Source organism: Vibrio sp. 10N.239.311.G01, assembly GCF_041465805.1.
GTDB lineage: Bacteria > Pseudomonadota > Gammaproteobacteria > Enterobacterales > Vibrionaceae > Vibrio > Vibrio crassostreae_C.
The window spans coordinates 1-26,480 of sequence record NZ_JBFSRM010000038.1 but is presented as its reverse complement, the minus strand read 5'-3'; the positions used below and the strand labels follow the sequence as shown (position 1 = coordinate 26,480).

16 protein-coding genes and 3 pseudogenes are annotated in these 26,480 nt (G+C 42.6%); 7 read left to right on the top strand and 12 right to left on the bottom strand.

Features of this window, described 5'->3' with window-relative positions; translation table 11 throughout:
- Positions 1-219: 219 nt before the first annotated feature.
- Positions 220-336 (top strand): annotated as a pseudogene (locus AB6D06_RS20970) (regulator); the annotation flags it as partial.
- A 165-nt stretch (positions 337-501) separates the two neighbouring features.
- Here the strand turns inward: AB6D06_RS20970 and AB6D06_RS20965 are convergent.
- The 6 genes from AB6D06_RS20965 to AB6D06_RS20940 all read right to left on the bottom strand — a co-directional run bounded on the left by AB6D06_RS20965 (position 502) and on the right by AB6D06_RS20940 (position 7,481).
- A complete protein-coding gene (locus AB6D06_RS20965) occupies positions 502-1,293 on the bottom strand; it encodes a hypothetical protein (RefSeq protein WP_372101348.1) in 792 nt (263 codons plus the stop codon).
- 294 nt (positions 1,294-1,587) lie between these two features.
- Positions 1,588-2,169: a hypothetical protein gene (locus AB6D06_RS20960; protein ID WP_102535559.1), complete on the bottom strand. Its 582-nt coding sequence runs from the start codon at positions 2,167-2,169 to the stop codon at positions 1,588-1,590.
- A 624-nt stretch (positions 2,170-2,793) separates the two neighbouring features.
- Complete coding sequence (locus AB6D06_RS20955) at positions 2,794-3,414, bottom strand: imm11 family protein (protein WP_017097879.1); 621 nt, start codon at positions 3,412-3,414, stop codon at positions 2,794-2,796.
- On the bottom strand, positions 3,411-4,154 hold the full coding sequence (locus AB6D06_RS20950) for an AHH domain-containing protein (RefSeq protein WP_017097878.1): 744 nt from the start codon (positions 4,152-4,154) through the stop codon (positions 3,411-3,413). The genes AB6D06_RS20955 and AB6D06_RS20950 overlap by 4 nt, the downstream gene beginning before the upstream one ends.
- 12 nt (positions 4,155-4,166) lie before the next feature.
- Entirely contained in the window at positions 4,167-6,989 is a 2,823-nt protein-coding gene (locus AB6D06_RS20945; protein WP_372111716.1) for a PAAR-like domain-containing protein, read from the bottom strand.
- A 27-nt stretch (positions 6,990-7,016) separates the two neighbouring features.
- Positions 7,017-7,481, bottom strand: coding sequence for a hypothetical protein (locus AB6D06_RS20940; protein WP_017097876.1), 465 nt, complete (start codon positions 7,479-7,481; stop codon positions 7,017-7,019).
- Between the two features lie 1,076 nt (positions 7,482-8,557).
- On the opposite strand from AB6D06_RS20940, the gene AB6D06_RS20935 reads away from it, so the two are divergent.
- Positions 8,558-8,917 (top strand): hypothetical protein, encoded by a 360-nt coding sequence (locus tag AB6D06_RS20935; protein ID WP_016800120.1) that lies wholly within the window; start codon positions 8,558-8,560, stop codon positions 8,915-8,917.
- 17 nt (positions 8,918-8,934) lie between these two features.
- Here AB6D06_RS20935 and traI read toward each other — a convergent pair whose 3' ends face one another.
- Both traI and AB6D06_RS20925 read right to left on the bottom strand, forming a co-directional pair.
- On the bottom strand, positions 8,935-14,712 hold the full coding sequence (traI, locus tag AB6D06_RS20930; RefSeq protein ID WP_372107103.1) for a conjugative transfer relaxase/helicase TraI: 5,778 nt from the start codon (positions 14,710-14,712) through the stop codon (positions 8,935-8,937).
- Between the two features lie 72 nt (positions 14,713-14,784).
- Positions 14,785-16,308 carry a hypothetical protein gene (locus tag AB6D06_RS20925; RefSeq protein WP_102533714.1) on the bottom strand — a complete coding sequence of 508 codons (1,524 nt, stop codon included), beginning with the start codon at positions 16,306-16,308 and terminating at the stop codon, positions 14,785-14,787.
- Between the two features lie 404 nt (positions 16,309-16,712).
- Here AB6D06_RS20925 and tnpA point away from each other — a divergent pair.
- A pseudogene (gene tnpA, locus AB6D06_RS20920) lies at positions 16,713-16,915 on the top strand (IS200/IS605 family transposase); the annotation flags it as partial.
- 139 nt (positions 16,916-17,054) lie between these two features.
- Here tnpA and AB6D06_RS20915 read toward each other — a convergent pair.
- Both AB6D06_RS20915 and traD read right to left on the bottom strand, forming a co-directional pair.
- Positions 17,055-19,313 carry an endo-beta-N-acetylglucosaminidase gene (locus tag AB6D06_RS20915; protein ID WP_102428832.1) on the bottom strand — a complete coding sequence of 753 codons (2,259 nt, stop codon included), beginning with the start codon at positions 19,311-19,313 and terminating at the stop codon, positions 17,055-17,057.
- Between the two features lie 192 nt (positions 19,314-19,505).
- The gene (traD, locus tag AB6D06_RS20910; protein WP_102561054.1) at positions 19,506-21,605 is read right to left on the bottom strand and encodes a type IV conjugative transfer system coupling protein TraD; all 2,100 of its coding nucleotides are present in this window, start codon (positions 21,603-21,605) and stop codon (positions 19,506-19,508) included.
- A 560-nt stretch (positions 21,606-22,165) separates the two neighbouring features.
- On the opposite strand from traD, the gene AB6D06_RS20905 reads away from it, so the two are divergent.
- The 4 genes from AB6D06_RS20905 to AB6D06_RS20890 all read left to right on the top strand — a co-directional run bounded on the left by AB6D06_RS20905 (position 22,166) and on the right by AB6D06_RS20890 (position 24,842).
- Positions 22,166-22,423 (top strand): helix-turn-helix domain-containing protein, encoded by a 258-nt coding sequence (locus AB6D06_RS20905; protein WP_016800114.1) that lies wholly within the window; start codon positions 22,166-22,168, stop codon positions 22,421-22,423.
- A gap of 426 nt (positions 22,424-22,849) precedes the next feature.
- Positions 22,850-23,437, top strand: coding sequence for a hypothetical protein (locus AB6D06_RS20900; protein ID WP_229648121.1), 588 nt, complete (start codon positions 22,850-22,852; stop codon positions 23,435-23,437).
- 383 nt (positions 23,438-23,820) lie between these two features.
- Positions 23,821-24,273, top strand: coding sequence for a helix-turn-helix domain-containing protein (locus AB6D06_RS20895; protein WP_048667525.1), 453 nt, complete (start codon positions 23,821-23,823; stop codon positions 24,271-24,273).
- The gene (locus AB6D06_RS20890) at positions 24,273-24,842 is read left to right on the top strand and encodes a PIN domain-containing protein (protein WP_017098631.1); all 570 of its coding nucleotides are present in this window, start codon (positions 24,273-24,275) and stop codon (positions 24,840-24,842) included. Before AB6D06_RS20895 ends, AB6D06_RS20890 begins: the two co-directional genes overlap by 1 nt.
- Positions 24,843-25,134: 292 nt before the next feature.
- Here AB6D06_RS20890 and AB6D06_RS20885 read toward each other — a convergent pair.
- Positions 25,135-25,344, bottom strand: a pseudogene (locus AB6D06_RS20885) (Lrp/AsnC family transcriptional regulator); the annotation flags it as partial.
- Between the two features lie 54 nt (positions 25,345-25,398).
- Positions 25,399-26,480 (bottom strand): type VI secretion IcmF C-terminal domain-containing protein (locus AB6D06_RS20880; RefSeq protein WP_372111708.1); only part of this gene is annotated, 1,082 nt, incomplete at its 5' end.

Here is a 26,480-nt window from a genome sequence, read left to right as displayed (position 1 = left end):
GTTCACTCGTTAAGCGGTGAACAACGCTTCATACGACCTCAGGTCGCACGGACAAAAATGAGTTTCAGGAATTCTAATATTAGTGATTCATGAATAACTTTTTATAAGGCAAATTTGCCAATTAATACGCCTTTGTACAGTGCGCACTTTGTCTGATTATGTTTAATGGTGCATATATCACTAATTCATTGCAACCTCTTGTATTTAGAGGTTTTGTCTCTGAAGTATCGCGAAATGAGTAAGAATTACATTTTTCGAGAGTTAGAGTGCCAAATGACCAAGGAAGAAGTCGCTGAACTGTGTTTTAAAACTGTGAGAACAGTCACAAGTTGGGATTAAGACTTCAACACATTTACTTGGTCTTGCTAGGGCGATAGCAAATATAAAGAGAAAAACTTTATGAATATACTAATCTAGCGTTACAAAAAAGAAACCCAACGCAACGATGGAATAAAATTCGAAGCGTTGGGAATCACTCATGAATTTCTAGTTATATGTGTACTAAAATTTAGTAAAATCTAGAAGTGTTGGAACTTTCAAGATTCCAGATTGGATTATTCCTATTATTGCGAGTAATAATGTCAAAATTACTAGAGCTGTTTGGGTGGTCTGTGTCCTTTTTTCTCTAGCCCTCTCCATTTGATAAATTTCTAGGGTAGCTATCGCTTTACCCGTAACTTTGTAATTACCTCTGTCTATTATAATTAACTCGCCAGAGGAAACAAAAGAGTTTAAGTACAAATCCATCCTTTTACGACTTGCTTTACCTTTGGGGTGAAGGTACCAGCGCGGAGAATACAGCTGAGTCATGATTTCATGCGAGGAAAATGATTTAGATGGCTTGTTCAGTTGGAAGTTTATCAGTGTGTCCAGTAGCTTCATTCTATGCGGAAATTGAAGCTTTTTACGGTTAAACAAAAGCTGTGGTACATGATATTTTGATAAAATGTACAGAGATTTGAGCTTATACAACCTTGTCTTTTCATTGAACACATAATCCCGAATAGACCAATAAGTATGGCTTGCTAGCCCATGATAATGGTCTATACGGATATCAAGTTTTTCCATCATTTCAAAAGTTGAAGAAGCATCTAAGGAAAACAGTCTGTCATCCCATGCTTTTAGAATAAGCTTGTTGCCATCTATCCTCTCAAGCAAATATAACGGTGACCCTTCAAAGTAAAAGACAACAGAATATAAATCAACCAACTTACCATCGTCACCAGTTCTAGGAATGAGCCCTTTCGCTAATTTCGGTTCAATCTCTTTTAAGACACTCTCTAATCGCACCATTTTTCTCCAATTATCAACAACTATTAGATAAAAGTTTCTATAAGTAAATGAAAAGTTCTTCTATCTAACTCTTTGTAATACTATTTTACGGGGAGTCTTCATCAACAAACAGTGACATATCACTATAAAACAGGTAGTTGAGTTGGAGATCAAGACTTCTACGCATCTACTTAATCTAGCTAGAGCTATAGTAAATATAAAGAAATAGGCTAGATCATTCCCTATTTTTAGTTATATCAAGGAAAAAGAAGCCAGGCTCTAGAGTTTGGCCTCTTTGCTATGAACCTTTTAAATTTATGCTCGTTGCTCTTTAAAGTACTGATATTTCTTCTCTTGAACTGTTGAGAGATAAAGTGCTTTTTGATAGATAGCATTAATAGTATTGTGCATACGGCTATATACAGAATCATTATCAGGACCAAATGAAATAAAACGATCCGACGTTTTGAGAAAATCATCTATTCTGTGCTGTAAACCTATGTGATCTAGCTCATGTGCCAACAAATTACGAATCTTGTTTAGTTTTAAGAAACATTCCCATAAAGCTAGTGTCTCTGCGCAGTCTGGATCTGCATAAGCTTTGCCAGCATTGAATAAACTATATGTATCTTTAAACACATCTTTTAATACTGCTTGATTTGGGAAATGGTTATATACATATGAGCGAACTTGCTTTTCGATCAACAAGTGTCCTTTAAGAACGAGTAACGTAAGATCTCCATCAGATGGAAGTAAGTTATAAAACTTCTCTAGTTTTTCAAAGTAATCATCCGTATAAGTTAACAATAAATAACTAAAGGTTTCTATCTGAGATTTATCGCCTTGAATTTTCGCTTTTTCTAATTGTTCTTCCCATTGATGTCTAGAATTGATCATTTTTCATCCTCCGTTTGATTTAATATCATTGTATATGTGAAACTAAAGAAATCAAAAAAATAACCATATTATTCATACGCTTATATGATAACCATCTAGTAACTATTCCTTAGTAACATAACAACTGTTGAAAAGAGTTTTTCTACATAGCTAAGCGATAAAGAACTAGCGCGCAAGCTTGCAACTAGAGCAGGGTTATGTGAGTGCTGATTGTTAGGTCGAATTTACCCCCGTGATACAACACGGGGATTCACGACGAACAGCATTAGAAGAATGGATAACTTCTAGTAGGGCAAAACCCCATGAACAGGATGTGAATGAGTAAAAGGTCTACCAAATAACGGGGCACTTTCGAGCTAGAAAGTGCCAAGGGTAAAAATTCAACCAAAGAAACTCTTGGACAAAAACGATTTAGCAAGATTGCTAATTTAGCGAAGCATGAATTATTAAAAGTATGGCAAATTTGTTTACGTGATTGTCCAGTATCGCTGAAGCAGATCAAATTGTACTATTTGGGGAGTTTACATATATTCAGAAACAGCAAATAAAGTTATTGTTCTTGAATACCTAGTTTTAAGCTATAAATGCAGATTTCCCCAATGCCTTCAGCAGCCCACTGGTCCATTAAGACTCTACAAACTGGAGGCCCATTACCCAATCAGAGACTTTTACAAAGTTAAGCGTATCCACGTTTTGTTTCTTGAACGCTTTTACTACTTTCTCATGAACAATAATATGAGGGTAATCGCTGAATTTTGGCATAAAGACCAAGCGTTCTTTCTCTGGCATCGCAGACAACTTGTTATCATCCAAATAGTACTGCTCAATTGTGTGTCTAGTATCTTCCGGGTCATAATCATCAATCTGACACTTTTCTAGATTCAAAACATCCATTTTCTCAAATACATTAAACACCCAATAGCCCTCATGATATTTGTCATGATCATCTACGATCACGCTGGGGTAAACCTGACAACATGCATTGTCTATATTACCAAGAGATTGTTTAATTTCATCAGAAAATACTGGGTAGGTTGAGTCTAAGTGAGCCTTTTTAATTGGCCTAGAAACCCCTCGAACCAAATCTTCATCACGATAGCAGTTTTCAAAAAGCATTGGCTCATCACCACTTAGCTTGGTGTATTCGTAATCCCTCATGGCTGAATGCTTTTGAGGCTTTAGGTACAAAGTATTTTCATCATAATTTTCGAAAACAATATAGTATTGGTCGTTGTATTGGCTCATTGTCCTACCTTGGGTATCCATCTGGTGTTTTGGTACGTGATCGTTTTGGTGTTCCATGGGGAACTACTGGTTTGATAGCGCTTGTCTTTGCCATCTCTTTCGCCCAGTTGATAGTGAAGCCGGTCACTGTTGCAATAGTTATCAGGATTGGTTTGTGCGTTGATAATATCGAATTGGCAGGCGCAGCCGGGTCCTCCTGGAATAAAGTATTGGGAAATTTTGGTCAACGGTAATGAAAAAAATTGCCCTCTTTCAATTTTGTTGATTTTCTTTAGCACTTTACGACTAATCGGGTCGAGCAGCTTATGTATCTCTGACTCGGTTTCTGTTTTCTTAGTCTTTCCATAGCAGTCTTTAATCTTTTTTCTTATCTCTGGATCTCTCAACTCTCCAGAAACGTAACGATGATAAGGTTCTTCCCTAGGTCGGCTAAAGATATGATCGCCGCGGTGTAATTGGCAATGGAGTTGACATGCACCCGGCAAAGTAGCAGGAAAGCCGACCAAATTCGATAACTGGTTGATGTCGTAGCCTTTGTTGACTAGGTTTTCACCCAGCTCACTGTGTTTTACTGCTTCTGCCGAAATAATATGATGGGTATCCATATGGATACCATTATTATAAGGGTGCTCAGATAATTTTTTTACGTTGTTTACCCAGCGCTTACGATAGCCTTTTTTCTCAATCATACCATCGACGAAATCCGATTCTGCCGCCTCTTGACTCATCAGTGTGCCCATAGATAACTTATCCTATACATATTCGATTTCACCCCGGTACAACCGAGGCGTTTTATGTTCTTCACTCTTACACAGTCGACATTTACCCTTTCTAGGCTCATGTTTCTCTTCCACTTGAGCGGTACTATTAACCCGTTTGTCTGCTATGGCGGACTTACGGCGCAATGCCAAATGGCCCGCTAACTTGTCGTAATCTGGCAAGATGTCGACTAAACCATCGACGGTGCTGGTAAAGGTTTCTAGTGCTTGTGCGGCATGAGAGGCTGCACCAACCTTTTTAACGCCCATGGTAAATTTCGCTGTAACCGTCGCAATTCTGGCGGCTGCCCCTGCTGGCCCAGTTAGCAAACCAATCACTGTGGTTAACACCACTTCAATGGCAATATACGCAGCTGCTTTACCCACGTGGTAGAAATAGAAGTTAGGTGGGACAGCTTCAATAATCAGGTTCAAGTATGTAAAGAAAGGCAAGATGCTGTTGTCATCATTAATCAACGCCAAGGCCTTAGGGAAAAACTCACTCTCCTTGATTTCCATTGCCCATTCAGGGTCAAACTCCATCACAACAGTGTCAACGAACTTTTCTACGCCTTTAACATCGTTGTTGGTAAAGAGCGTAGGCAAATTCCAAATCGCTTCTCTGTGTCTTGCAATACACTTAATCTTGCGCGCCATATCGTCTGAGCCTTCATTCCACCAAAGCTGCACATCATCAATGGCCTCATCAATGTTCTCGTACGCATCCACACTGGCCGCAATAAGCAAGTTAGGCGCCATACTGGAAATATAAGCCGCCTGTTTTACCCAGCTTGGTAAATCACTTTGAGCTAACTGAACTTCCGTTCCTTTCATCGCATCGGCGGTGTACTTTTCCAATGCATTGTATTTTTGATTGGCGTAAATATAGAGCTTATCAAAACCATCGGTGGTGGCATCTGCTAAGGTATGGCCCATCTCGCCCCAGACTTCGGGAGAGAAAAGTTCCACCACATCAGCACCCCAAGCTTTAGCCCCTTCAAGCACACCATCACCCAAACAAAGTACACCTTCTTCGTTCCATTGTTTCTGGAAACCTGTCATATCTTTCGCGACTGTGTTTAAAAGGCCGTCCAAATAAGTCTCGATAGCTTCCTGTTGTTTTACAATCTTATCTTCAATGCCTGGTTCACCTTCATACTCGATAGTGACAGAGTCTGTGTTGGGCTTGAGATCATCGACCACCACTACACCTCCCTCTGTCTTCTGGGTCTCTAACGCCAGATCCATAGTTTCTGAGGCCGTACTTCTTTGCGGCAATGGATTGAGATCCAATTTGTCTTTATGGGGAACGGAGCCATTGGCTATCACTTTGAGGTTTTTAGCGTAAACAGGCGTTCCCCACAGGTCATCGTGAACGGCACGGATCTTAATCCACTTCTGCTCCTCTAACTCTATTTTCGGTATCGCATTCACGACTACTTCGATAGTCCCTGCTTCGGCAGAGTAAACATGATCAGGCGCTTGAATGACCGAGACATCTGACACATCATCCATAAGTTGACTAGCTTTATTTTCCATACGCTTGAAAGCTTGGCTGAGGTTATCGGACAATTTTTTAGCATAGGTATCAATGGTACTCACATGCTTTTTATAGATATCAGACGACAAGTAATCATAATTCAACCGACTAGCTTCGGACTTAAGAGATTCCACACGCCCTTTTATCTTACTAAGTAGACTCTCTAGTTCAGAGTTGAGTATATTCTTAGCCTTATCCCAAGGGTAGTTATTGATGAAAACCTGAGGATTACCTTTACCACGAGCTCGCATGTAAGCCAGCATACGGTCTGCGGTTTCATGCTTGGGTAAACGAAATAAGACGGAGAAAATTTCCCCTTCTTCCATCACCATTGGTAACCCGTTCGCCAGTACACTATCAAAACTCGTATCAGAGAGACTATCAATTCCCGCGATTAGCGATTCTGACAATACGCTGAAATGAAAATCAGGGTGTCTAAACTCGAAGTGGGCTTTCGTTTCTGCTTCCACAATATCGGCAAAATATCGGTCAGCGGTGAGGCTAGGTCCCATGGTTCCCCAGCCTTCTACTGGCGGGGCAATACGATTCGGGTGCCAGAAGGTTTGCTGTCCCTGAGCAGACCTATCAAAGAAGTCATCATCATTGTAATCGGGTAGGTAGTGTGGGTTGGTTAAACGAACCGGGGTAGCAATAAACTCATCCGTACTTTCTTTAACCAGAATTTTGATTTGACCCGGCTTTAAGCCTGATACTTTGCTTTTGCCAGAGTTATCAAAGTGACCAGGAGACAGAGCACCACCAGAGACATCGGTAATGTCAAAATCTGCGTTCTTAAGAAGTACACCATCCGGGTATCGAGCCTTGATGTAGACAGTGTAAGTGCCGTCTTCATCTTCAGTGACCGTGACAGCAGGGTTTTGAACCCCACCTAGGCACATGGTGTTGCCCTTGTTCATTGTCATTTGGTCTGACAACCTAGCCACGCCTTTCCCTTCGATGATGACACTCGGTGATGCGGAAATGAACTCGGCCTCGGCCTCTATCGTACCCGATGCTACGCCTTTCTTGTCCCCGCCCGCATCGCCTGTGCTCTTGGCAAACTTACTGCCCTTTAAAGCAATACTGTTTCCGCCATCTGCTGTGACTGTCGTAGTGCCTTCCACTAAATCTGCCGACTTCGCGTTATTTCCATAAGGGATTGGTACAACAGGTTTACCGACTGTAGTAAGGCACACATCAGGCAGGGTAGCATTCGCCTCTCCTCCCGAGCCTTTATGGACAACACTGAGTCCATTTGCACTTATTGTAACTGCCATTAATATGTCCTACTTAGATTAAGTGGATTAGTTGAGTTTTACCTTAGCGCCCTGGATCTTATGAATTTTTTCAGCGCTACTACTAAGATGCTTGGCTGTTGTAGTGATACGGCCATCCGTTCCACTATATTTGGTTTGTGTCGTCCCAGAGCCAATAAGCACTTCTTCCTCTGCATCAAGGGTTATCCTCTTTGCTTTAACAACAAGCTCTTGCTCTTCAAGCAAAGAAATATAGATATCAACCAATGTTGGAATGGTAAGATCTTCGGATAGAAAAGAGATTCGGCAATCGAGTTTATTATCGATGGCCATAAAAATTTCTGACTGAGTAAAAGCACGGCCTATTGACGCCCAGAGAGGTTGAGAAAATGGGTTATGCTCAAAATCTACTTTGACTCGATTCTTTTCTGGATGAACTTCCACTACCCAACCAATTCGAGAGCAGGGTTTTGAAGTAGGCTTAAGAATATCTCTTGGTGGCTCTTGATTCATGGTGGGCCCAGTGATTATTTAGAGCCTATTATTTTATCTCTGGGCGATTTGAATAGGTAATGTGGAAATGAATGGTCACTACGATTGAATAATCGACTTTAAAGACATGAAGGCCAATCAATGTAACTAGACTAGCAAATCAATTGGCTTTATCGCATGTGTTTTTCACTTTTCTATAGGTTTATCTCGCACTCAAATTTGTGATTAAAGTCACGCACATCACTATCATTTTAAAGTTGAGAGTATTACATCACTTGAGTAATGATAGAAACGATATACCAAGCCAAAAAGCAACACGATGATGTCTTTTGTGTCGTATAACTTTGACAACTGCTAATGTCAGATAACTTTTATTAGGGGAAACACACATTAACAAGGTGTGAATGAGTAAAAGGTCTACCTTATAATGGGGCAGAAATTAGATAACTCGTGCCTAGCTAATTACGGATTTAAAGCCAAAAAGTGATCAAACTTTATTGGAATCGAACAAACTATTTTGACATCTGACAATACTTTTTTCGCGTGCGTTTTTCCTAACAAAGTGCCCCTGTAAGAAGAAAATTGGACGTTAATTCAAAAGTAGTGTGGTCAAATATACACCCCATCCCCTTTCAATAGGGGCTTTTTTTATGGATAATTCAACCTCTTAGCGAAAATACGAACCAAAGAAAAAGAATTTATTTAGTGCCCCTGCGCTTTCAGTTTACCGCCACACACCACGCTAAATCGAAAACGATTTAAATGGTTGTCTGCTTTAAACATAAAGACAATACAATCAATAACTTATGATATAAATAGAAGAGTGAATATTTTGGGGGGGAAATTTTCAAAATTTCAACTAATTAGCCGCTGAAATCCAATGTAGATTTACATCATAAATGCATCAATTGTACTTAATCCCTTTTCGAGAAAGGTCTGAGAGCTTGTTTAAAGTGGAAGTGATGTACTAGTGATTTATTAGCAATTAACTCGATGTTTTTAATGATAAATAGTGAGCTTTTTTGCAAGCATGTGATTTAATTGTAATGTAGGTAAAGTGTTGTTTAGAGGGAAATCTAAGAAAGGATGGTGGGATTATGGCGAAAGCTTTTTCTGTACAGAGTTACATTCGGGGTGAATTGGAGCAAGATTTTAAGGTGTTCAGAGACAGAGAAAAGTTAGGTGATGCGGAAGCCGTCAGGCAACTTCTCACGCTGGCATTGAGGATCAAACTGAACGATAAGGAAGATGAGCGGCCGTCTAACCGCGAGTTGATGGAAGAGATGTATCGACGGATCAGGATGATCCAAGGGACGGGTAATTTAACCCACACACAAAGTTTTGATGGTGTCGCGTTCCATGAAAATAAAAAAGATGCAGTAGAAATGCGTAATTTGGTTTCCGCTGATGTGGATAAAAAAGTGGATGCTTATCTTGCAGGCGAAAAAAAAGGGTAGCAGCAGCTACCCTCTTATTATCGCTCTAACTCTCTGTCGATTTCTCTGTCTTCCCAATGTCTCTCTTTCTCTGATTGATTAAATTCCATCTCTTGTTGAGGTGAATATTCTTTTGGCTCAAAGTGGTCGAATGATTGGCTGTCGAGTTCTGTTTTCTCATTATAGTTGAAGGTGTCTAATTCCCTCTCCTGATGAGACGTGTGCGGCTCACTTAATTCAAGGTTATGTGCACTGTTATCTCGCTCTAGTTTATCAATGCACGATTTGATGTCCTCTTTAAGGTTATCATTTGACATGAATTGGATGTCTCGGCCATTAAAGTTCTCGACGATTTTTTCAATGTTGTTCGGGTTTAAATCGTGATTGCCATGATTTAATACAATAATGATGTTCTGTCTTAGTTCATCGGTAGAGATGTTTTGAATGTCGTTCTTATGATTGAGGTTAATAATATCAATCTGTCCTTGGGTTTGGTCTCGAATTAGAAACGATTGTTCAATCGATGTGCTGATGATGGTGGTGTTTAAATTCTCCCCTTGATGGAATCTTGTTAATTGTTTGGATTTCGTCCCTAGGGTTCTTGGGTTAATGTCTAGGGAGGTATCTTTATTTCCTTGAGTGTCTAAATAGGTCACTTCAATGGCTTTGGTTTCGCCTTCTTTATTGTGGATGTTGGTTAGCATTGCAGGGTGAAGGGATCTATCTTCGGATGAATAGACCGCCGGGTGGAATTTTACATGGTTGTTTTCAATGTTATTGACACCGAGCTTGTTTAAGTACGTTTGGGCCAGTGTGTTATCCATCGGTAAGCTTTGATTGATATAATCCTTAGCCCGTTCTTCAAACTGCGCAATATGCCTTGGGGTGGTGCTCAGTAATTTGTCGTGTTTACTGTTTTCCTCCAGTTGATATTTTTCCGGTTCGTTGATCATCTTGTGCGCTTCATTCATCGCGGCTTTATAATTCATTTCCTTATGACTCATGATTAGGTTAATCAATGCGCCTTTTTCGCCTGTGGTGTAGTCTTTGAAATACCCGCGATGCTCTCCAGTTAAGGTGACTTTAATGGCCGATTTTCCAATACCAAAGGTTAAATAATCCCGGTCTGATTTGGATTGATTCGGCTGGCCTAATAACTGAATGGCGAGGCTTTCGGTGTATTTTGGTAGCTGCGTATTGATGTGCTCCCTAAATGTGTTGTAGTCAAAGTCACCGCTTTTATTTTGGAACCGGACGTCCTCATGAGGGAGTGCATTACGGTTAAAGTAGGTGGTGTCTTTGGGTGGAATTTGGTTGAGGGTTTCTATCGCACTGGCTTTATGGCTCTCTTTAGAAAGCCAGCTTTTGACCAATTGTTTTGTGTTGTCGGTATAGAGCCGAATGTGCTGACTGGCACGAGTCACATCGATACCGGCGCGTCTTAAGTTGGTCAGTGCGCCTTTGCTTTGTATCGCGCTAATGACGTGTTGATAGGTGGACCCTTGCGCCATGTCTGCGGTTCGACTGTAAGCGTAGTCCCAGTGCCCGTCTTTAAGCGCATTAGGGTTAAGGTTGAGTGTTTGTCCTGTCTTAGATTGAGCGATAACACGGTCTGTAGTCGCTTGCGTGATGCGGTACTCCACGTTGGCTTTGATACTGCGCTCTTTATCGGTAAAACGGGTGATGATTTTATCGCCCGTTGAGAGTGGTTTTTCTGACGTAGAGAACAGGGTGGTGAAGCGGTGGTCACGGTTGCGCGGTAAGAATGGCCTAGTCTTACCTGTCGCTGCGTCTTGAAGTGTCACCACGCCATGCTCTGAGTCAACGTGAGTGATTGTCGCGTACTCACCGGGTCTGGTGCTCAATATCAAGCCTTTTTGATACGGCATCATGGTAGTGAGCTCTTCACCCGTGGCGCCGATTGAGCGTAGCCGGGTTGCGACGACGTTCTCTTTGCCTAACTCACTCTGTTTCATCAAACCGACACGGATGTGTTCGGTGATGGTGTCTCGCTCCTGGTTGGTGTACGCGATAATCAGTGTGTTGTCTCGCGTTTCGGGGGTGCGCTCTAAATAGTCTTTGGCGACCATGTAGGGCAGCTTCTCTGTGGCGGTGAGCTGCGCTCTGCGTCGGTCTTTGTCGTTTTCATCCAACGTGGAAATGACATGTTGACTGTTGCTTTGAGTATCAGGGGCTTGCTGCTGGAGTTTATCTAGGGCGCTGAGTGGCTGTTTATCAATGGTGTTTTGCTGTGCATTGTGCAGGGTGTCATTTTGTGGACGTACCATATCGGTCATGTAAGCGGTATCGATGCGGCCTTGGCTTATGGCCAGCTCAAAGGGTTTACCGGCACTGAGTGATAAAAGCTGCTCTTTATCGCCCAATTTGGCTGTTTTGGACTGACTGTCATTGACCAGCTTTGTGAACTCATCGGCTTGCTTGTTGCTGACCATGGAGCTTTCATCGAGAAAGAACAAGGTGTGTTGATAGTCACTGGCTTCTCGATTGCCTTGTCGGATGTCAGAGAGCAAGCTTTCCAGGGTTTGCGCTTTCACGCCTTTGCTTTCGAGCTCTGCTACCGCTGCGTGAGTGGGCGCAAGACCGATGACGCTTTGCTCTGGCTGCTGGCTGGCTTCTTTGACTAACTGGATAAGTTCAATATTGGATTCAAGCATGGTGGACTTACCTGTACCGGCTAACCCTTGGATGGCCACAAAGCTGTCCTTGGTGGTTGAGATAAGGGTGATGGCGTCCTTTTGCCCTTGGGTTAAGCGAGGCTTGGTATCGAAAAAGTCTTGCACCTGCTTAGGCGTTGCAAAAGGTTGATGTTGGCCTTTACCATCATCGATGTTTTGTAAGATGCGCTTTTCAGTCTCCAGCGCGGCTTGCGTCGTCCAGCGTGTGCCGTCACTGTACTCTGCAGAGAGGGTGTTGCTGCGTTTATTCAGCTCTGTTTCAACCTGCTCTTTGGTAATAGAGCCTCCGGCTTCTTCAAAGGCGTAACGCACCGCTTCCACTACTAAGGCTTTTTGGCTAAAAGCCGCTTCTCGCTCTGAGAGGTGGTTCAGGGCAAAGCTGACCGCTTTTTCGATGAGTGGGGCGTTTTGCGCTTTGGCTAGTGCTGACAGTGCCTGACTGACATCCTGCTTTAGCAAATCTTGGGTGGCGTCGTTTAGGTAGCGGTCGTTGACGTTTTGCGTCTGCAGTACACGCTCAATGGCTGACGGGGAGACCTGCTCTTTTTCAAGTGCGCTTTGGGCTTTGTCTGGTTTGTCGGTGAAGATATCAAGGCGCTCTATTTTTTCAGTCAGGTCGCTTATCAGGGGCTTAGATAGGGTAAATGCTTTGCCTGACAGTAAAGTATGGGCTTTTGGCTCAATATGGTGGGCGCTATGAACGTAGTCGTATTGCAGCGGCGCGTCTTTTAGGCTCTCTAAGTTGACGCGCTGCGTTTCCCCTTTGCTCTCAAGCGTGAGGCTTTCTTTGTCAATGTGAGTGACAAGGTAGCTTTGGTTCGCGTCCAAGCCAGCAGGGAAGTGTTTGCCTAGCGTTTGAAGGCGTTCGCCTTGGGCGATATTGAGACTTTGCGGTTTATTGATTTGCATCTTCATGTGCTTAAAGGCGCGACTGGACGGGTCAAAGGTGTGTGATTGTCCATCGCGTTTGCTGAGTGCGGTCATGGTGTTGCTCTCTTTGTCGATACTGGCGATGACAAAACTCTGAGGTTTGTTTTTCTCCCAATGGGTGAGTGTCATGCCTGGTTTGTAGTGTTGAACGAGGGGTTGTTGCGCTTTAGAGAGGTGGTGAGGGGTTTGAGTGAATAGGGTGGTTTCGTGTCTGGCGAGGGCGCCGGTATTTTTGAGCTGGCCCCGTATCGCTTCGGTTAACCGCCGCTGCTCGACGCTGGAAGTGGCAATCACTTGCGTGTTGGCTTTATCGGGGAGGTCGGCGTACACCCGCGCTATCCTATCGGTATCATTGTCATGCAGTTTTACGTTGGTGTTGCTGGCTCGCTTGCCAACCCAAGAATGACTCTCCACATTGCCTTTTTGATACAGCGAGATAGCGTTATTGGCTTTAAATCCCTGACGGCTTGATACGCGGTTAAGCATCACCACTTTACTGCTCGATTGTTTGGCTTTATCGGTGAGGGCCAACAATTCATTGGCGCTCATCTTATTGGCGTCATCGATGAGCAAGACATCTTTATTGGTCAGCGGCGTATCGCTTTGCAATAAGCTGTGGGTGGTGTGGCGCTGCTCTTCTGAAAAGAGCTGACCAACCCAAGCGCTGAGTGTTTGACTTTTGCGCTGTACGCTCTCCATGCTATCAGCCTTGGCTTTCACGCTTTGGGAGACCAATTGGACACGTTTACCGCTGTGATTACCTACATTGAGTAGTTGCTGCGCAATATCTTGTGATGAGCCATGCACATTGACCACGTGGAACTGTTTGGTGGAGTGGTACAGGTCGGTCAGTATACGCTGCTGGTTTTCAGAGATAGCGAGCTTGTTGAGCGTGCTGGATTCAACGTGGGTGCGCATGTGATGCGCACGACCTTGGGTGCTGTCGATAAGCGCTTGTTCGTTATCAATTAAGCCTTTGGTGGTGTATTGCCCTTTGTGACTGAGTCCTATCAAGTCGCCCTGCTTAATCATTTCATCCGCGACTTTTTTGATATCAAGGGCGTTGAGTTGCACGCCGCCTTTGGTGAACTCTGAGGCGGTGAGTTCAATGATTTTTTCAAGGTGTAACGCGGTGCTGTATTGCCCTAGATGGTCAATGGCTCTGCTGATGGCGGCTTTGGTTTCACCAAGTGGTGGGGTGTTTTGCGCTTCTTTTACTTGTTGCGCCATGGTGACAAGCTCTGCGGGTTCATACCCTTGGTCTTTTACGGTGCTTTGCCACTGTTTGTTGAGGTTGTCGTTACTCTGGTGGGTTTTGCTTTTACGAGTGTCGAGGGTCGCGACATCTCGCGCGGCGCGAGAGTCAAAGCCTAAATCGAGTGTGCGTTGATCAATTTGCTGTTTGCGAGTGGACGATGCATCAAGAATAGGCTGAGGGACACCGCTGATTTCGAACTGACCGTTGCCGACGCCTCGCGTGGAATAACCGAGGGTTTCTGCCTCCTTAGCTAATTGGCTCTGGTACAAGATACCGTAGTATTTTTGGAAGTTGTAGATGCGCTCGCCTGTGCCGTTAATGACGCCCCCTTTTTGTTTTAAGCTGGTTGATAAAGCGCGTAAATCCCCTTCTTGGTCTCGAGTCATGTTAGCTGCGAGAGCGTGCGAGTGCACTTGCATGTCGTTTTCACGGCTGGTCTTGTGGCGCACGACCGCAAATATCATCGAATCCGTATTTTCGTATTCTTGAACGCCTTTCTTATGAGTGACTTTGACTTGTGCAACGTCTTTTTCAAGCTCTGTTAAGGCGAACTTCACTGCGTTGTTATGCGCTTCTATTAGGCGGGTGTCCCCGCCAATAAGCGCGAGAACACTGATGGATTTAGGCGCAGAAAACGTCAGGTCGAAGCCTGATTTGTGTTTCCCCCTTTTCCCTTTAATAGTTTCATCACCAAGACTGCCTGAGAGGACCGATTCTAAGGTGGCTTGCTCTACGGGTTTGCCAGCCAGTCCCGCTTCGATGGCCAGCTTGCCATGCCAGAAGGTGTTTTCTTCTTGGTCTTTTTCTTTGAGGTAATAGTTATCACCGGCATCTTTTTCTAAAGAGACGTCAGGTAGGTCTTTGGGGGTTTCTTCGCTTAGGTAGTACTTTGCAGCGCCAGAAGCGGATTTAAGAGGGCTGATAGAAAGCATGACGGTGTTCCCTTGTGTAATGCCAATCACCAATGATGGCGATGAATTGAGTGGTGGGTGCTGTTACTGCGGTTACAAAATGATCCCAACACAAGCAAATGAATTGCTAGCGGTTAACGTTCTTTCTTCGTGAATGGTGACGCCATTTTCATCAATGTGAATGGACGTAATGCCCGCTTTAAATCGGTCTAACGCTATTATTTCTTCCTTGGTTAAATGCTTGCCATGAGTCAGGCATTCTAGACGGTTAAAGCTATATTCATCGGCGGCCATTGCTGGTTTCGAAGAATCAGAATGCTTCATGCACTCATTGCCATACAGCCAATCTTGAGCACACTCTATATTTGGCTCTAACTGGTAAGTCATATGATGGGTGACGCTTGAAAAAGAATGGGACCGGCTTGTCCATTTGTAGCTCACTTGAAAGCAATCAACCTCATCGGGGATGACGGCATACCAACCTCGACTTTTGGGGGAGGTATCTAAATAAACAGACACGTAGCGTTTGTTTGGCCAAAAGCGCTTTGTTTTTGGATTGCCGTTTGGTTTAGCCCAGTCGGGTCCTATAAATTCAAAATGAATGTCTGTTACCTTGTTGCTGGTAAGCTCAGGTGTCAGAAATATTCTGGGCGTAAATTGCAGGTATCGTTCTTTGGGATACAGAGGTAAGTTGATGTTGAGTTGGTGTTTAAGAGCGGAGCGGATCTCAGAGTGCGCTTGAGTGTAGCATTCTGACCATTCAAGATTTTTTGCCGCCTCAATGGGGGACATTCCACGTGAATATAAATAGATATAGGGTGTCCAATCTATTTTGATGTATCGGTATGGGATTTTTTTGATATGAGCTACAAACGCCTTAAACCATCCTTTCCATTCAGAGTCATATTCGTTGGTCATTTTTCCATTTAAATAATTGAAACCTTTTTGTGTAAAAGATACGCATGTTTGCGTGTCGTTGAATTCTAGATACCCCTCTGAAACCAGTTGTCCTAAGATGTCCCTTACTAACATGCCAGAGCGCGGGTAAACATCTAATGAGCGCTTTTTTACTTGTGGCTTACTCAAGTTAATTCGCTTTTCTTTCACGTGCTCTAAATAGTGATTATTTATAGGGGCCACTTGGTGATTTTTGGTGGTAGGCCAGAGCCAATCTAAAAGGTCGGAAGCATAAACAGTATTGGGACCTAGTTCTAATGTATAGGACGTCGGGGCTTTGGGTAAGGGTGGAAGATCACCTTCCTTGCCGTTCATGGCGTTTCGCTCTTCGGGAGTTAAGTTCCTTAGAATGACACAGGCAAATCCTTCAATGTTGTCGATGTGCTCTCCTAGACTTACCCTCACGCTCTGAATAAAAGGGATAATGGACACTTGGTTAAATACAATGTTATGGGCTGAGACGTGGTGCGTTACTGTCTGCGCTTTTAAGTCGTCCCAGTCGCTATAACCTATCGCTTGAGCACAAATCGATAACCATGTGTTTTTTTTAATTGGGCTGTTTGAAATAATTTCAGCATCGGTAAGTTGATTGAGAATAGTGTGTAATTGTTTTTTTAATATCGGTAAATGGTCAGAATTCAAGATGGTCTTACTTGACATGGTAATTCCTTGATAAATGAACGTAAAAAAGCCTTGCAATGGCAAGGCTTGGGACGGGGGTTGAGTGATTAATCGTGATGATAAGGCTCTAGGGTGTAACCTCTATGTTGCGTAAGCTGGATTAGTGAGTACAAGGGGTCACCAGTCGTTGCCGTCGAGCATATCGAGAACAAAGAGTGATTCGGGTTGTTTTTCAGGGGACATATCATGGTGGGTGTTTTAGTTTTTTAATCGCGCACTGTGTTGACGTTTGTGTCGGAATCTTGGTTTCATTGGTGCTCTCCATTGAGGGAAACAACGTGAGGCAAGAGTGGGTGAGGCTCTCCAAGTAGTACTAGCGTTGGAAATTTAAGTTATTAAAATGCAGTGTTTTGATCGTTCCATTCTGCAAATTTTCCCTATTAGTCTTGTTATCATATCCGCCAAAGTTGTCAATTAGCGTGATGGTGAATAACCTCAAATCCATATCATCAAGAATGCTTAGATTGCAGGATACCCACCTAACAAGGCAAAGCAAAAGCGCTGCTTATGGTCGCGATATTACTTTGCTTGTACAGCAGGAGGGGCAACAATAGAAACTCTTAAAGCATATGTAGAAAGCCAATAACACCTAACACCAGATTAAGCCGCTATCGCGACTGACGCCTTATATCCCCGCCCGATCGAGCGAGGATATAAGGCGAAATTGCTAACCTTATTGGGATCCCTTAAATTTCAATTTAAAGTCCTTCTTGACCCTAAAAAAATTATTCACGAATACGTATAGATAAGGTTCTGTTATCATCATAATCAGATGATAAACCAAGAGAATCATTGCTCCTATAACCAGTACATTCCAAATTTTGTTGATTATCGGTAAGGCAATAAGAAAACTCATAGCCGGGTAGGAGCAGCTTTATTGAAGAGATCCCTCCCCTAAAAATATCAGGGAAGTTCTCATTCGTCCCTGTCAGCAAAGGATATTGAGGTCCATGTAACTGAAGGTCCATGTAAGCGAGGCCTATAACATTATTCAAATCACGCTTTTCAATAACAAAAGAGCGATAAGAGTCATTTCTTAAATCACCAAAATAATTACTATCAGCATAGTAGATATCACATGTGCCCCCTAGGTTAGATTGAAGGCAAGCTTTCACTTGATATTGTTTATCGTGCAACCTAAGAGAAGAACTAGTAATACCTACATCCCCTAGCTCTGAAGCATTGTAAACATGGTTAAGCTGGAGCATTTCAAACAATGGAGGCTGTTGGTCTCGATGAGCAAAGAGTGTCGCTAAAGTTAATTGCGGTTGGTCAATTATCTTAACCCCACGTGTGACGTCATTGTCAGAGGCAGCTACGAGTTTTACCGTACCAGTATAGGGAAATTGACAACTGTCTTCCGTCCTTGTATTACAAAGGAGTACTTTTTTCCCTGGAGGCACAACCAAAGATGAAATTGATCGATAGAATGCCCTGTCGTAAATGTCAGTTGTATCATAGAATGCGTTAGTTCGATCAAGAGTCAACTTTTGGCCTTGAAAGTACTGATCAGTATAGAAAACAACATTTTCTGGGTATAGTTCAAGCGGACCAACCTCAAGATGGACAATAGAATCGTTCATTTCTTCGCCCACAAAATCAAGATCCAGCCCCCATACAGTCAAACAATTTGAATAATCAGTACTTTTACATAAGCGAACGTAACTTTTTGGCCCTACCTTAATCGACGAAATCTCTCCTATAGCATTTATCTCTTCAGCAGAAGACCTTCCGTAATTAAGATGGGTCAAGGATCCTTGAAAATTAATATCCTGATAGGCAAGAACAGGAAAACGTTCTAGCTGGGCATCTGTACTCCGCTTCTTAGTATATTGAGAAACACCATTCCAATTATACTCCTCTGATTCTTTACGCTCATCGTTACCCAACATTCCTTCCCAATATTGCTTGGCGACTTGTTCCGCATTGTTTCGGGCACCTACTTTTATAGTATACTTAGTTGTCTGATCTAACTGCCCCCAATAAGAAGCATTGGGAAACATAAGATATTGCTTATTTGAATTGAACTTAGCAGGATTTCTGATCTCGTTTAAAGCTTCTGCACCATATTCACTAATGAGATAATAATCGACTTCATTACTATGAGGAGATGCTTTCATTCTTGGTTCTATAAAGCCATTTGGAGTAATATCGGCGTCTGATATCCAACCACTATAGCCCTCTGAACCAATATATTTTATAAATTCTATATTTTTTTCTTGTTGTAATGTAGTAATCCTACTGTCACTTAGCGCTGAATCAATTTGATTAATACAGGTTTCTCGCTGTTGCTCCCCAGAAAAACTTTCAACATTTAAAAACCATCCTTCAAAATTCAGTCCGTCAGCCAATTCAATGAGCTTTGTCATCAAACTGACTGTCCCTAAATCTCGACAATCTTGAAAATTTCCTCCATGGGAGAGACTAGGCAAAAAGACGCTGCCATAAATCTTGACTCCTTTCACATGAGCTTCTTCAATCCATTGAGGGTCAGGGGCTAAAATTGTGCCTTCTTGAGAGCTTCCTCCCCAAAAGACCATTCCTTCAAGATAATCCCAATAATCAAATCGAACACGGTCAGGGCTAGTGATAGCGTCAGGAATTCTTTCTAATGTAGCCCTAGGACGGACTAGGGCGGTATAACGATGATTTAGCTTGTTTAAGGCAGTATCTGGATCTAGACGATCTTCTATTCTAGCCCAATGATAAACCCAAGGTTGAATAACCCCATCAACGAGAATACCAGTCTGTCTTTCTTTCGTATTTTTACTCAAGTAATCTTCATCACTCAAGATGTCATTTACAGTTAGATCCTTCAAGGAAGGAGCTGACGAGGTTGCATTATTTGGCTTATTGATAAACCAAGTGTAGGTTTTTTTCCCTTGGGCATAGGTTTGTGAACTAAAAATTAACCCTCCGATAAAAAAGATGAAAACACTCTTTATCCAAGTTCCCCATTGACGTCGTTCTCTTTGCTTTTCCATATAAAGACCTCTCTATAATTTACCCTGTACTCTGACTGAGGTTAGATTTAAGGTGGTTTATGATTTATAGAAAATATAATTACCCCTATTTAGTAGACGCCTTAAAAATAATCTTATATATTAAATTATTCATTATTTATATAAATTGCTCTTCTATCATCTCATGGTAATATTTAGCTATTTTCCCTTTCATCATTCAGATATATCGTCCATCCCGATATCTTGAGATATCGCCGACTCTTCGAGATCTTGTTGAGCGCGCTTTTGATAGTGACCGTCTGATTTGAGATTTTCTGCATCATCATTGACAAGATTTTTGACCGTTTTGCTTTGCGTGGCTTCTTTGATTTGGGCTGTCTCGAGCTTCATCTCTTCTGCAGTGTCAAATTGCTCTGATTGGCGGGTTGAGAGAGCATTACGCTCTTCTTCACTAAGGAAAAGCCCTGGAGCAACACACTCACAGTAAACGGCTTCTTGGTATGCTTTAATCATCGCTGGAGATAGGGTGTGTTCACGTTTGATAAAGGCTGGTGTCACATCTCGCATCTTATCAAAGTGCAACTCTAATTGAGTGATAAAGCTGCTTCCTGGTACGCGAAGGTAACATTGTAAATCATCCATGGCTTGGATTTCACTGCTAGAGACAACAGGGCGGGTGACGGTTTGGTGACCAATCGATACCCCATCACGCAACGCATTTGCACCGTAAGAAATGTTCTCTCTTGAGACGTCCACCTCTTGCTCACCCAAATCTTTGGATGAGATTTGCGCCATCTGCGCTGATGGGGCGCGAAAGTAAAAGCGAGAGTTGAGTAAATCAAAAATAACGTCCGCGGTATTTTTTCCGTAGGTTTTCACGAGCTGCGCATAAGACTGGAGACCAATCACATAACAGCCCCCAAACTTACGCACTTCTGAAATGATGTTATCCAGCTCAGGCAGTTTATGCAGACTAGGCATCTCATCCATAATCACCCAGATACGGCGGTCTTCATCGGCTTTGAGTCCCAAAATAGCGTTAGAGGCAATGGCAAGCCAAGTTGAAATTAAAGGACGCAGTGAAGCGTGTTGCTGCGCGTTACTGGATAAGAATAAAAAGCCTTTTTGTTTATCATCTTGTACCCAAGCGGTGATGGAAAACGGCTTGCGTTTGGGTTGACCTTGACCGTCTTTTTCATCCAGTCCATCTAAAAAGCGCAGACTCTTAATGTAAGTGGCCAAAACGGACTTAATCGAGATGGCGGTCTTTTTGATGTCCTTGGAGACTAGGGAAGCAGACTCTGTGCCTTGCAGGAAGTTACCCAACGCTTCGAGCTCTGAGGTTAAAATTAGGCTGAGCAATCGAGCGGTCGAGCAGGGCTTATTATCTTTACTCATGCGATACGCCGCACTAGAAAAGATAGTCCGTGCGGAATCAACCCAGAACGGATCACCTTCACCATGTTGCGGGATAAGCGCGTTCGCAATGTTTTCAAAATCAGGGGCATCCTTAGCATCACACCAGACATCCCAATTGGCGCAGCGTTCATCGAAGGGGTTGAGTAAGGTATCTTGGCTAGGGTCAAAGAACTTACTGGTAAAGGTGCAGCCTTTATCATAAATAATGGCTTTATCCCCACGTTTACGTATCCAGCGCAGGAGTTTACGAAGCATGACGGATTTACCTGCCCCTGTGGTGCCGTCGATGAGCATATGCTGAACTTCAAACTCACGCTTAAACAAGGCCAGCCCATCCACTTTGAAATCAGAAATCCGTCCGTTGCCTACACCCTGTCTTTTGAGTTTCTTTGCCCGTTTTTTCAAATCATTTGTGAGCACTTTGGGTTCTGCGTATTGAAAGCCTCGAACGTGGAAATCTTCACTTTGCTTTTCGCCTTGTCGTTTAAAGAAACTCATGGCGAGCATCAAAATAGCGAAGGCAATACAGATGGCAATTAAGAAGTTGATTTGTGCTTGGCGAATGACGTCATCATAAAGGCTGATGAGTTGGGTATTTTCCAGTTGGGAGGCGAGCGTGCCAACGTAGCGTTTTCCACTCCAGAACGTCGTGACTTCGCTGTTAAGATTGTGCCCAAAGCTGGCATAGATATGATTGCGCCAGTAGTAGAACACAGACCAAAAGGCGTTATCGGGCGCGCGTAGCCAGGTAAGAACGCCAGTGAGCGCTATCACCGACCAAATGGCGGCGTAGACTAAGGTATTGTTGACTTGAAAGAACATCCGAATGGAGTGAAAAGTAATTTGTCCGCCACGGGTAAAGTGGTTGCCGGACGCGCGTTTAGGTCTAGGCATCGTGGTTCCTTGAGAGTGAAATGCAGTGCTTTTTTAGGTAATTACCTGCGTATGCAGATGAGCTGGCCAACAATTGAACGGTTGTTGGCTAATGGTATTGCGGTGTAGGGCTCTGATATGAAAAAAATTTACGCATGCCGAAGGTAAGTCACGGATGTTCACCTCTCCGACGGGGTGGGGGTCTAGAGCCCCGACATGCTGGCAAAACTTGGGTGGTTTATTTCCTTGCGCTGATAATCCTCACGGTCTCGAATGTGGTCAGCGTTATGCTCGAAACCTTCAAAGCAATCCTGATTACTCTTTTTAAGAAGAAAAGCGAAATTGGTCTCTGTGTAATAGAGATGGTGAGCTTTATGTTGATGATGGGCATCACCGGACAGGGATTGGTCGAGTGTTTTTAGAAACGAATGGCTTTGAGCTTATGATTAAAAATGTCCTCGTTGCTTATTGCGCTGGACAGTTATCCATCGTATTCGTATTTTCCCGCGTCGGCTGATTTCAAGGCGATTTCATGGTAAATTTGTCAGAATGATAAAGTTCCTTAATGACCTTCAACTTCTATGAATGACCAACTAACCCCAATCAACAAAGACCATTTAAAAAAACTTATCCGAGCAGAACTGGAACCGACATGGTTTGATAAACAATCAGTTAGCCCTGATATGTCTTGGGTGACTCCTGCTGTGTTTGAAATATTGTTTACTGAGTTGATAACTCATACGCGCGGTAATCAGTCTAAGGCTGCTAGGGTTTTAGGGATTAACAGAGGTAATTTCACCAAAAAGTTAAATCAGATCACAACTCGTGAATTTGGATAGGATGAGAGCTTATAAGTAGGTATCCGCCTATTGGTACCCTAACGAGGGTGCAGAGATTAACCAACCCCCATGACCTCTCAAGAAATCAATGGCAGTTGCTCTAATTTTCGCTTCAAGGAGCACTGGCGGTAATCTACTCCAATTGCAAAGTAACCATCATTGGGCTCTTTTAGAAGTCAACGAATATACCCGCCTCTTAGTGTCGCGATAAGTTTTATAATTGGCGCTTTTTACTTCAATTTGAAAACAATTATCGGCATTTTTAGGTGATTTCGATCTATTTGGTACCATGAGCATAAACTCAACCGACGAAGGTTTTAGACAGGTTACGCCCCAACTTTGTGGATAACTGCTTTAATTTGTTATAAAAAAATAATGTTAGGTTGGAATTTAACGAAGCAAGCAAAACGGAAGGCCAAATTAACCATGGAAAAGATAATTCACTACGATATTCTCAAGGTTAAAGTTAGAAGCGATAAAGAAAGCACTCGACTGACCAGCCAATGGGATCAGGTTCTACAAATCTGTCGTGACAAACCACTCGGAGAGATCGCGAGAGCAAGATTAGCGTTTAACCTTGTCGATTACATCACAAGTGAAGATCTACCTTTTCGCTTATTCATCACACGCGCACCACAAGCTATGGCCACCATAGGCGAGGAAACACGAGTGTATAAAGAGCATCGAGTTATTAATGGTAAACAAAGCGGAATGATTTACGCCAAAAGCGAACAAATGTTACCAAGAGAAATCCACTATACGAATGAGTTTGTGGCAACCCGCTACGTTGCTGGGACAAAAACACCACTCTCTGCCACCTCCCTCGTTGATTGCCTCAAGGCTGGAGATGTCATAACACCACTCGATGGCATCTTGTTTTTAGGCTGTAAACGAATCGCCAGTGATATAGCACGTCTTAAAAAAATCGAACCCACCATGAACATCGAAATGAAACGTATCGAAGTATCAGACAACTTCACAGGCACAACAAGAAAGATGGCAAGTTACGAATGAATAACGAGGCGTAAACGATTGCCGCATGCTTTAACATGACAGATATAACTGAAACTAATCTTCGGACAATTCCGAGTTATGAATCATAGAACACTCTGACCTTTCGAATTACTTCTAATATTATAATCATTCAGCTAGCCTACATCTGGCTGACCAATTCCTCTCATACACTACATATTGAAGTACTATGATTAAAGATAGTTAAGCATGCGTTGATAGACCTTGAACTAGGCCGCCTATGAGCACTAAGTCCAACGATAATGTGACACTCTCTTTCTTTCGAATATTTCGAATGTTGACTTTTTTCGAATATTTCGGATAATGTCATGGTGAGAAGATTTGTATACCATGACATCAGAAACTAAAAACTAGAGAGAAACACGATGAATACTGCTACAAAATTGCCAAGCGCTGAAGAAATGGCACTGGCTAAGCTTGGTAGCCAAGAGTTGTCAGCCGTTATAGAAATTAATGGTGAAGCTCAAAGGATTAACGTTGTCGATAAGTCTGGTAAGACTCACGAAGTAACTATTCCAGCAAGCGCATTAAATATGATGATCGAGATGCTTACTCAATTAGGTCAAGGCAACTCTGTTAGCATCACACCTATTCATGCGGAACTCACAACGCAAGAAGGTGCTGATATGCTAAACATGTCTCGTCCTACTTTCATTAAGCTTCTTGATTCAGGTGATATTCCGTTTAGCCGTACTGGCAACCGTAGAAAGGTAGCTTATACTGATCTTATGGAGTACAAGAACTGCCTAGAAGAGAACAGACTAGCTGCTCTTGCTGAACTATCTGCATTAGACCAAGAAATGGATATGGGATATTAATGGCGTCATATACGGTAATTCTAGACGCATGTGTAATGTACCCAGCTCCACTCCGAAGCTACCTAATGTACTTGGCCAATACTGGCCTGTTTAGAGCGCGATGGACAGAACAGATACATGATGAATGGACTCGAAATCTACTGAAAAATAGGCCAGAGCTAAATGCAGAACAACTGCAAAGAACTCGACAGTTAATGAACGCAAATGTTCCAGACTGCTTGATTGAAGGGTATGAGTCTTTAATTGATGGCCTTACTTTACCCGATGTTGATGATAGACATGTTGTAGCTGCCGCCATTAAAGGTCAGGCTGAGTCTATCATTACGTTCAACCTAAAAGACTTTCCTTCTTGCGAACTCGAGCCTTTAGGTCTAACAGCAATACATCCAGACGAGTTCCTGTGCGATATGTTCGAATTGGACAGTAGCGCATGCGTTAAGGCTGCTCAGCAACAAAGAGCTTCATTAAAAAGGCCACCAATGAGCCAAGATGAGTTCTTAGCTTGCTTACAAAAGCAGAGACTCCCAAGCTTCATCTCACACTTAAAGAGCTTCAAATTGATGCTTTAACTTTGAATTAGTAGATTTTAAACTAGGCCGCTGATTGCGGCCTTTTTGTATACACTCATTCGCGTCTGAAATGTGTTTACTATTTAGCTGTACTCTCCCCGATATTTAAGAGAGCATCATTCGATGTTCTCTTATCTTTTTAACACTTTTGGCATATAAGAAAAAGTACGGTGATTTCAGTAGCGTGATCTGCTACTGAGTAATTACGTTAACGCAGAAAAGGGCACTTTCGAGTTAGAAAGTGCCATAGGTAAAAATTCAGCCTGTGAAGGTTTTGGACAAAACCGGTGTTTCTCCCGTCATTTTCTACTCTTATTTGTGCCGTATACCCTTTGATAATACCGGTTTTTTCAAGTCTGTTGATGCGTTCAGCGACTGCTGTTCGCGACAAGCCGATGTTGCGAGAAAGATTAGCAATCGATTCTCGCCCATTGGAGAGTAGATTCGAAAGAATTTTACGATCTAGTTTGTCTAAGCCTTGTAAACTAATGTTGGACATCATGTGTTCTGCCTTTTCTGAATTATTATTGTATTTGTATTTGTATTTGTATTTTTACTATATGGCTTCGGGTAGAGTGAAGTTATACAGCTCCGCTAACGTAAACGGGTTTTTCTGAGTCAAAGGAGTGATTCGCAAGCTCAGATCTCTGCCTGATACTTTTATATCACTCACGAAGCTACCGTTATGGGTATTTGTTAACGTTGAGTCACCAAATAACCGATAGATAGCCCATTGACCATTCTTGCTCAGTACATGTTGTTTACCTTCGTCTGTTACATCTTGAATTGTTATACTGATATTGAAATCTCCATTTTGAGGAGGCCACTCAAGTTCACGAATTCTGCTGGGACCATGGTAATAGTTGATATTTGAGTCCGCTATTTTTAAGCTTGCTCTGATCGCACTCGAATCCAGATCAAGTACCTTCGCACTAAATGGAAGGTACAAACGGTTTGTACTCTTGTTGATTAGTGTATCTCTGATGACATTGTAATTTCTTAACTGAACAAGTAGTTCTGGTGAGAGAGGCATAATTTCACCTTCTACTTGTTTTGGCGTCCATAGGTTTGTGTCATAAAAAGGAGCGAAATTTTTATCGATAAATGCATCAAGCAAGCCTCCCGATGCGAAAAGCAGCTCAAAGTCTTCGATCGAAATTTCTTCTGTTGCACTTAGATCAAAAGGGTACCTTCCTAAACCTAACTCTTTGAACTTAGAATAGATCTCACTATACCAAAGAGTCTGTATTCCTTTTGATGATTCAGAAATCATCACGGACCAGCTCTGGTTAACTACGTCTAAAAGCCAACTTCTTACTGGCTCAGGAGATTTTTGTGCAATTTGTTTTAAACGAATCAGAGGATCGGCATCCGTACTACTCATCCGGTGTTGTGCTGCAGACAACGCTGCCATTTGAGGGGCCGGTGCGTCTGCTATATCTTTCATATACGTACGAACTCTGCTCAGTGCAGTTATCGTTTCATCCCATGGTGTAGGGGAGTTAGGGGTTTCGTTAATTTGTAATTGATTCAAGATGTGGAAAGCTTGTTCAACTCTTTTCATTAATAAGTAGTCAGGCTTTACAAGTTCTTCAACGAGTTCTGGTGCTGCATTTACGGCACCAGCAAGTTTAGGGT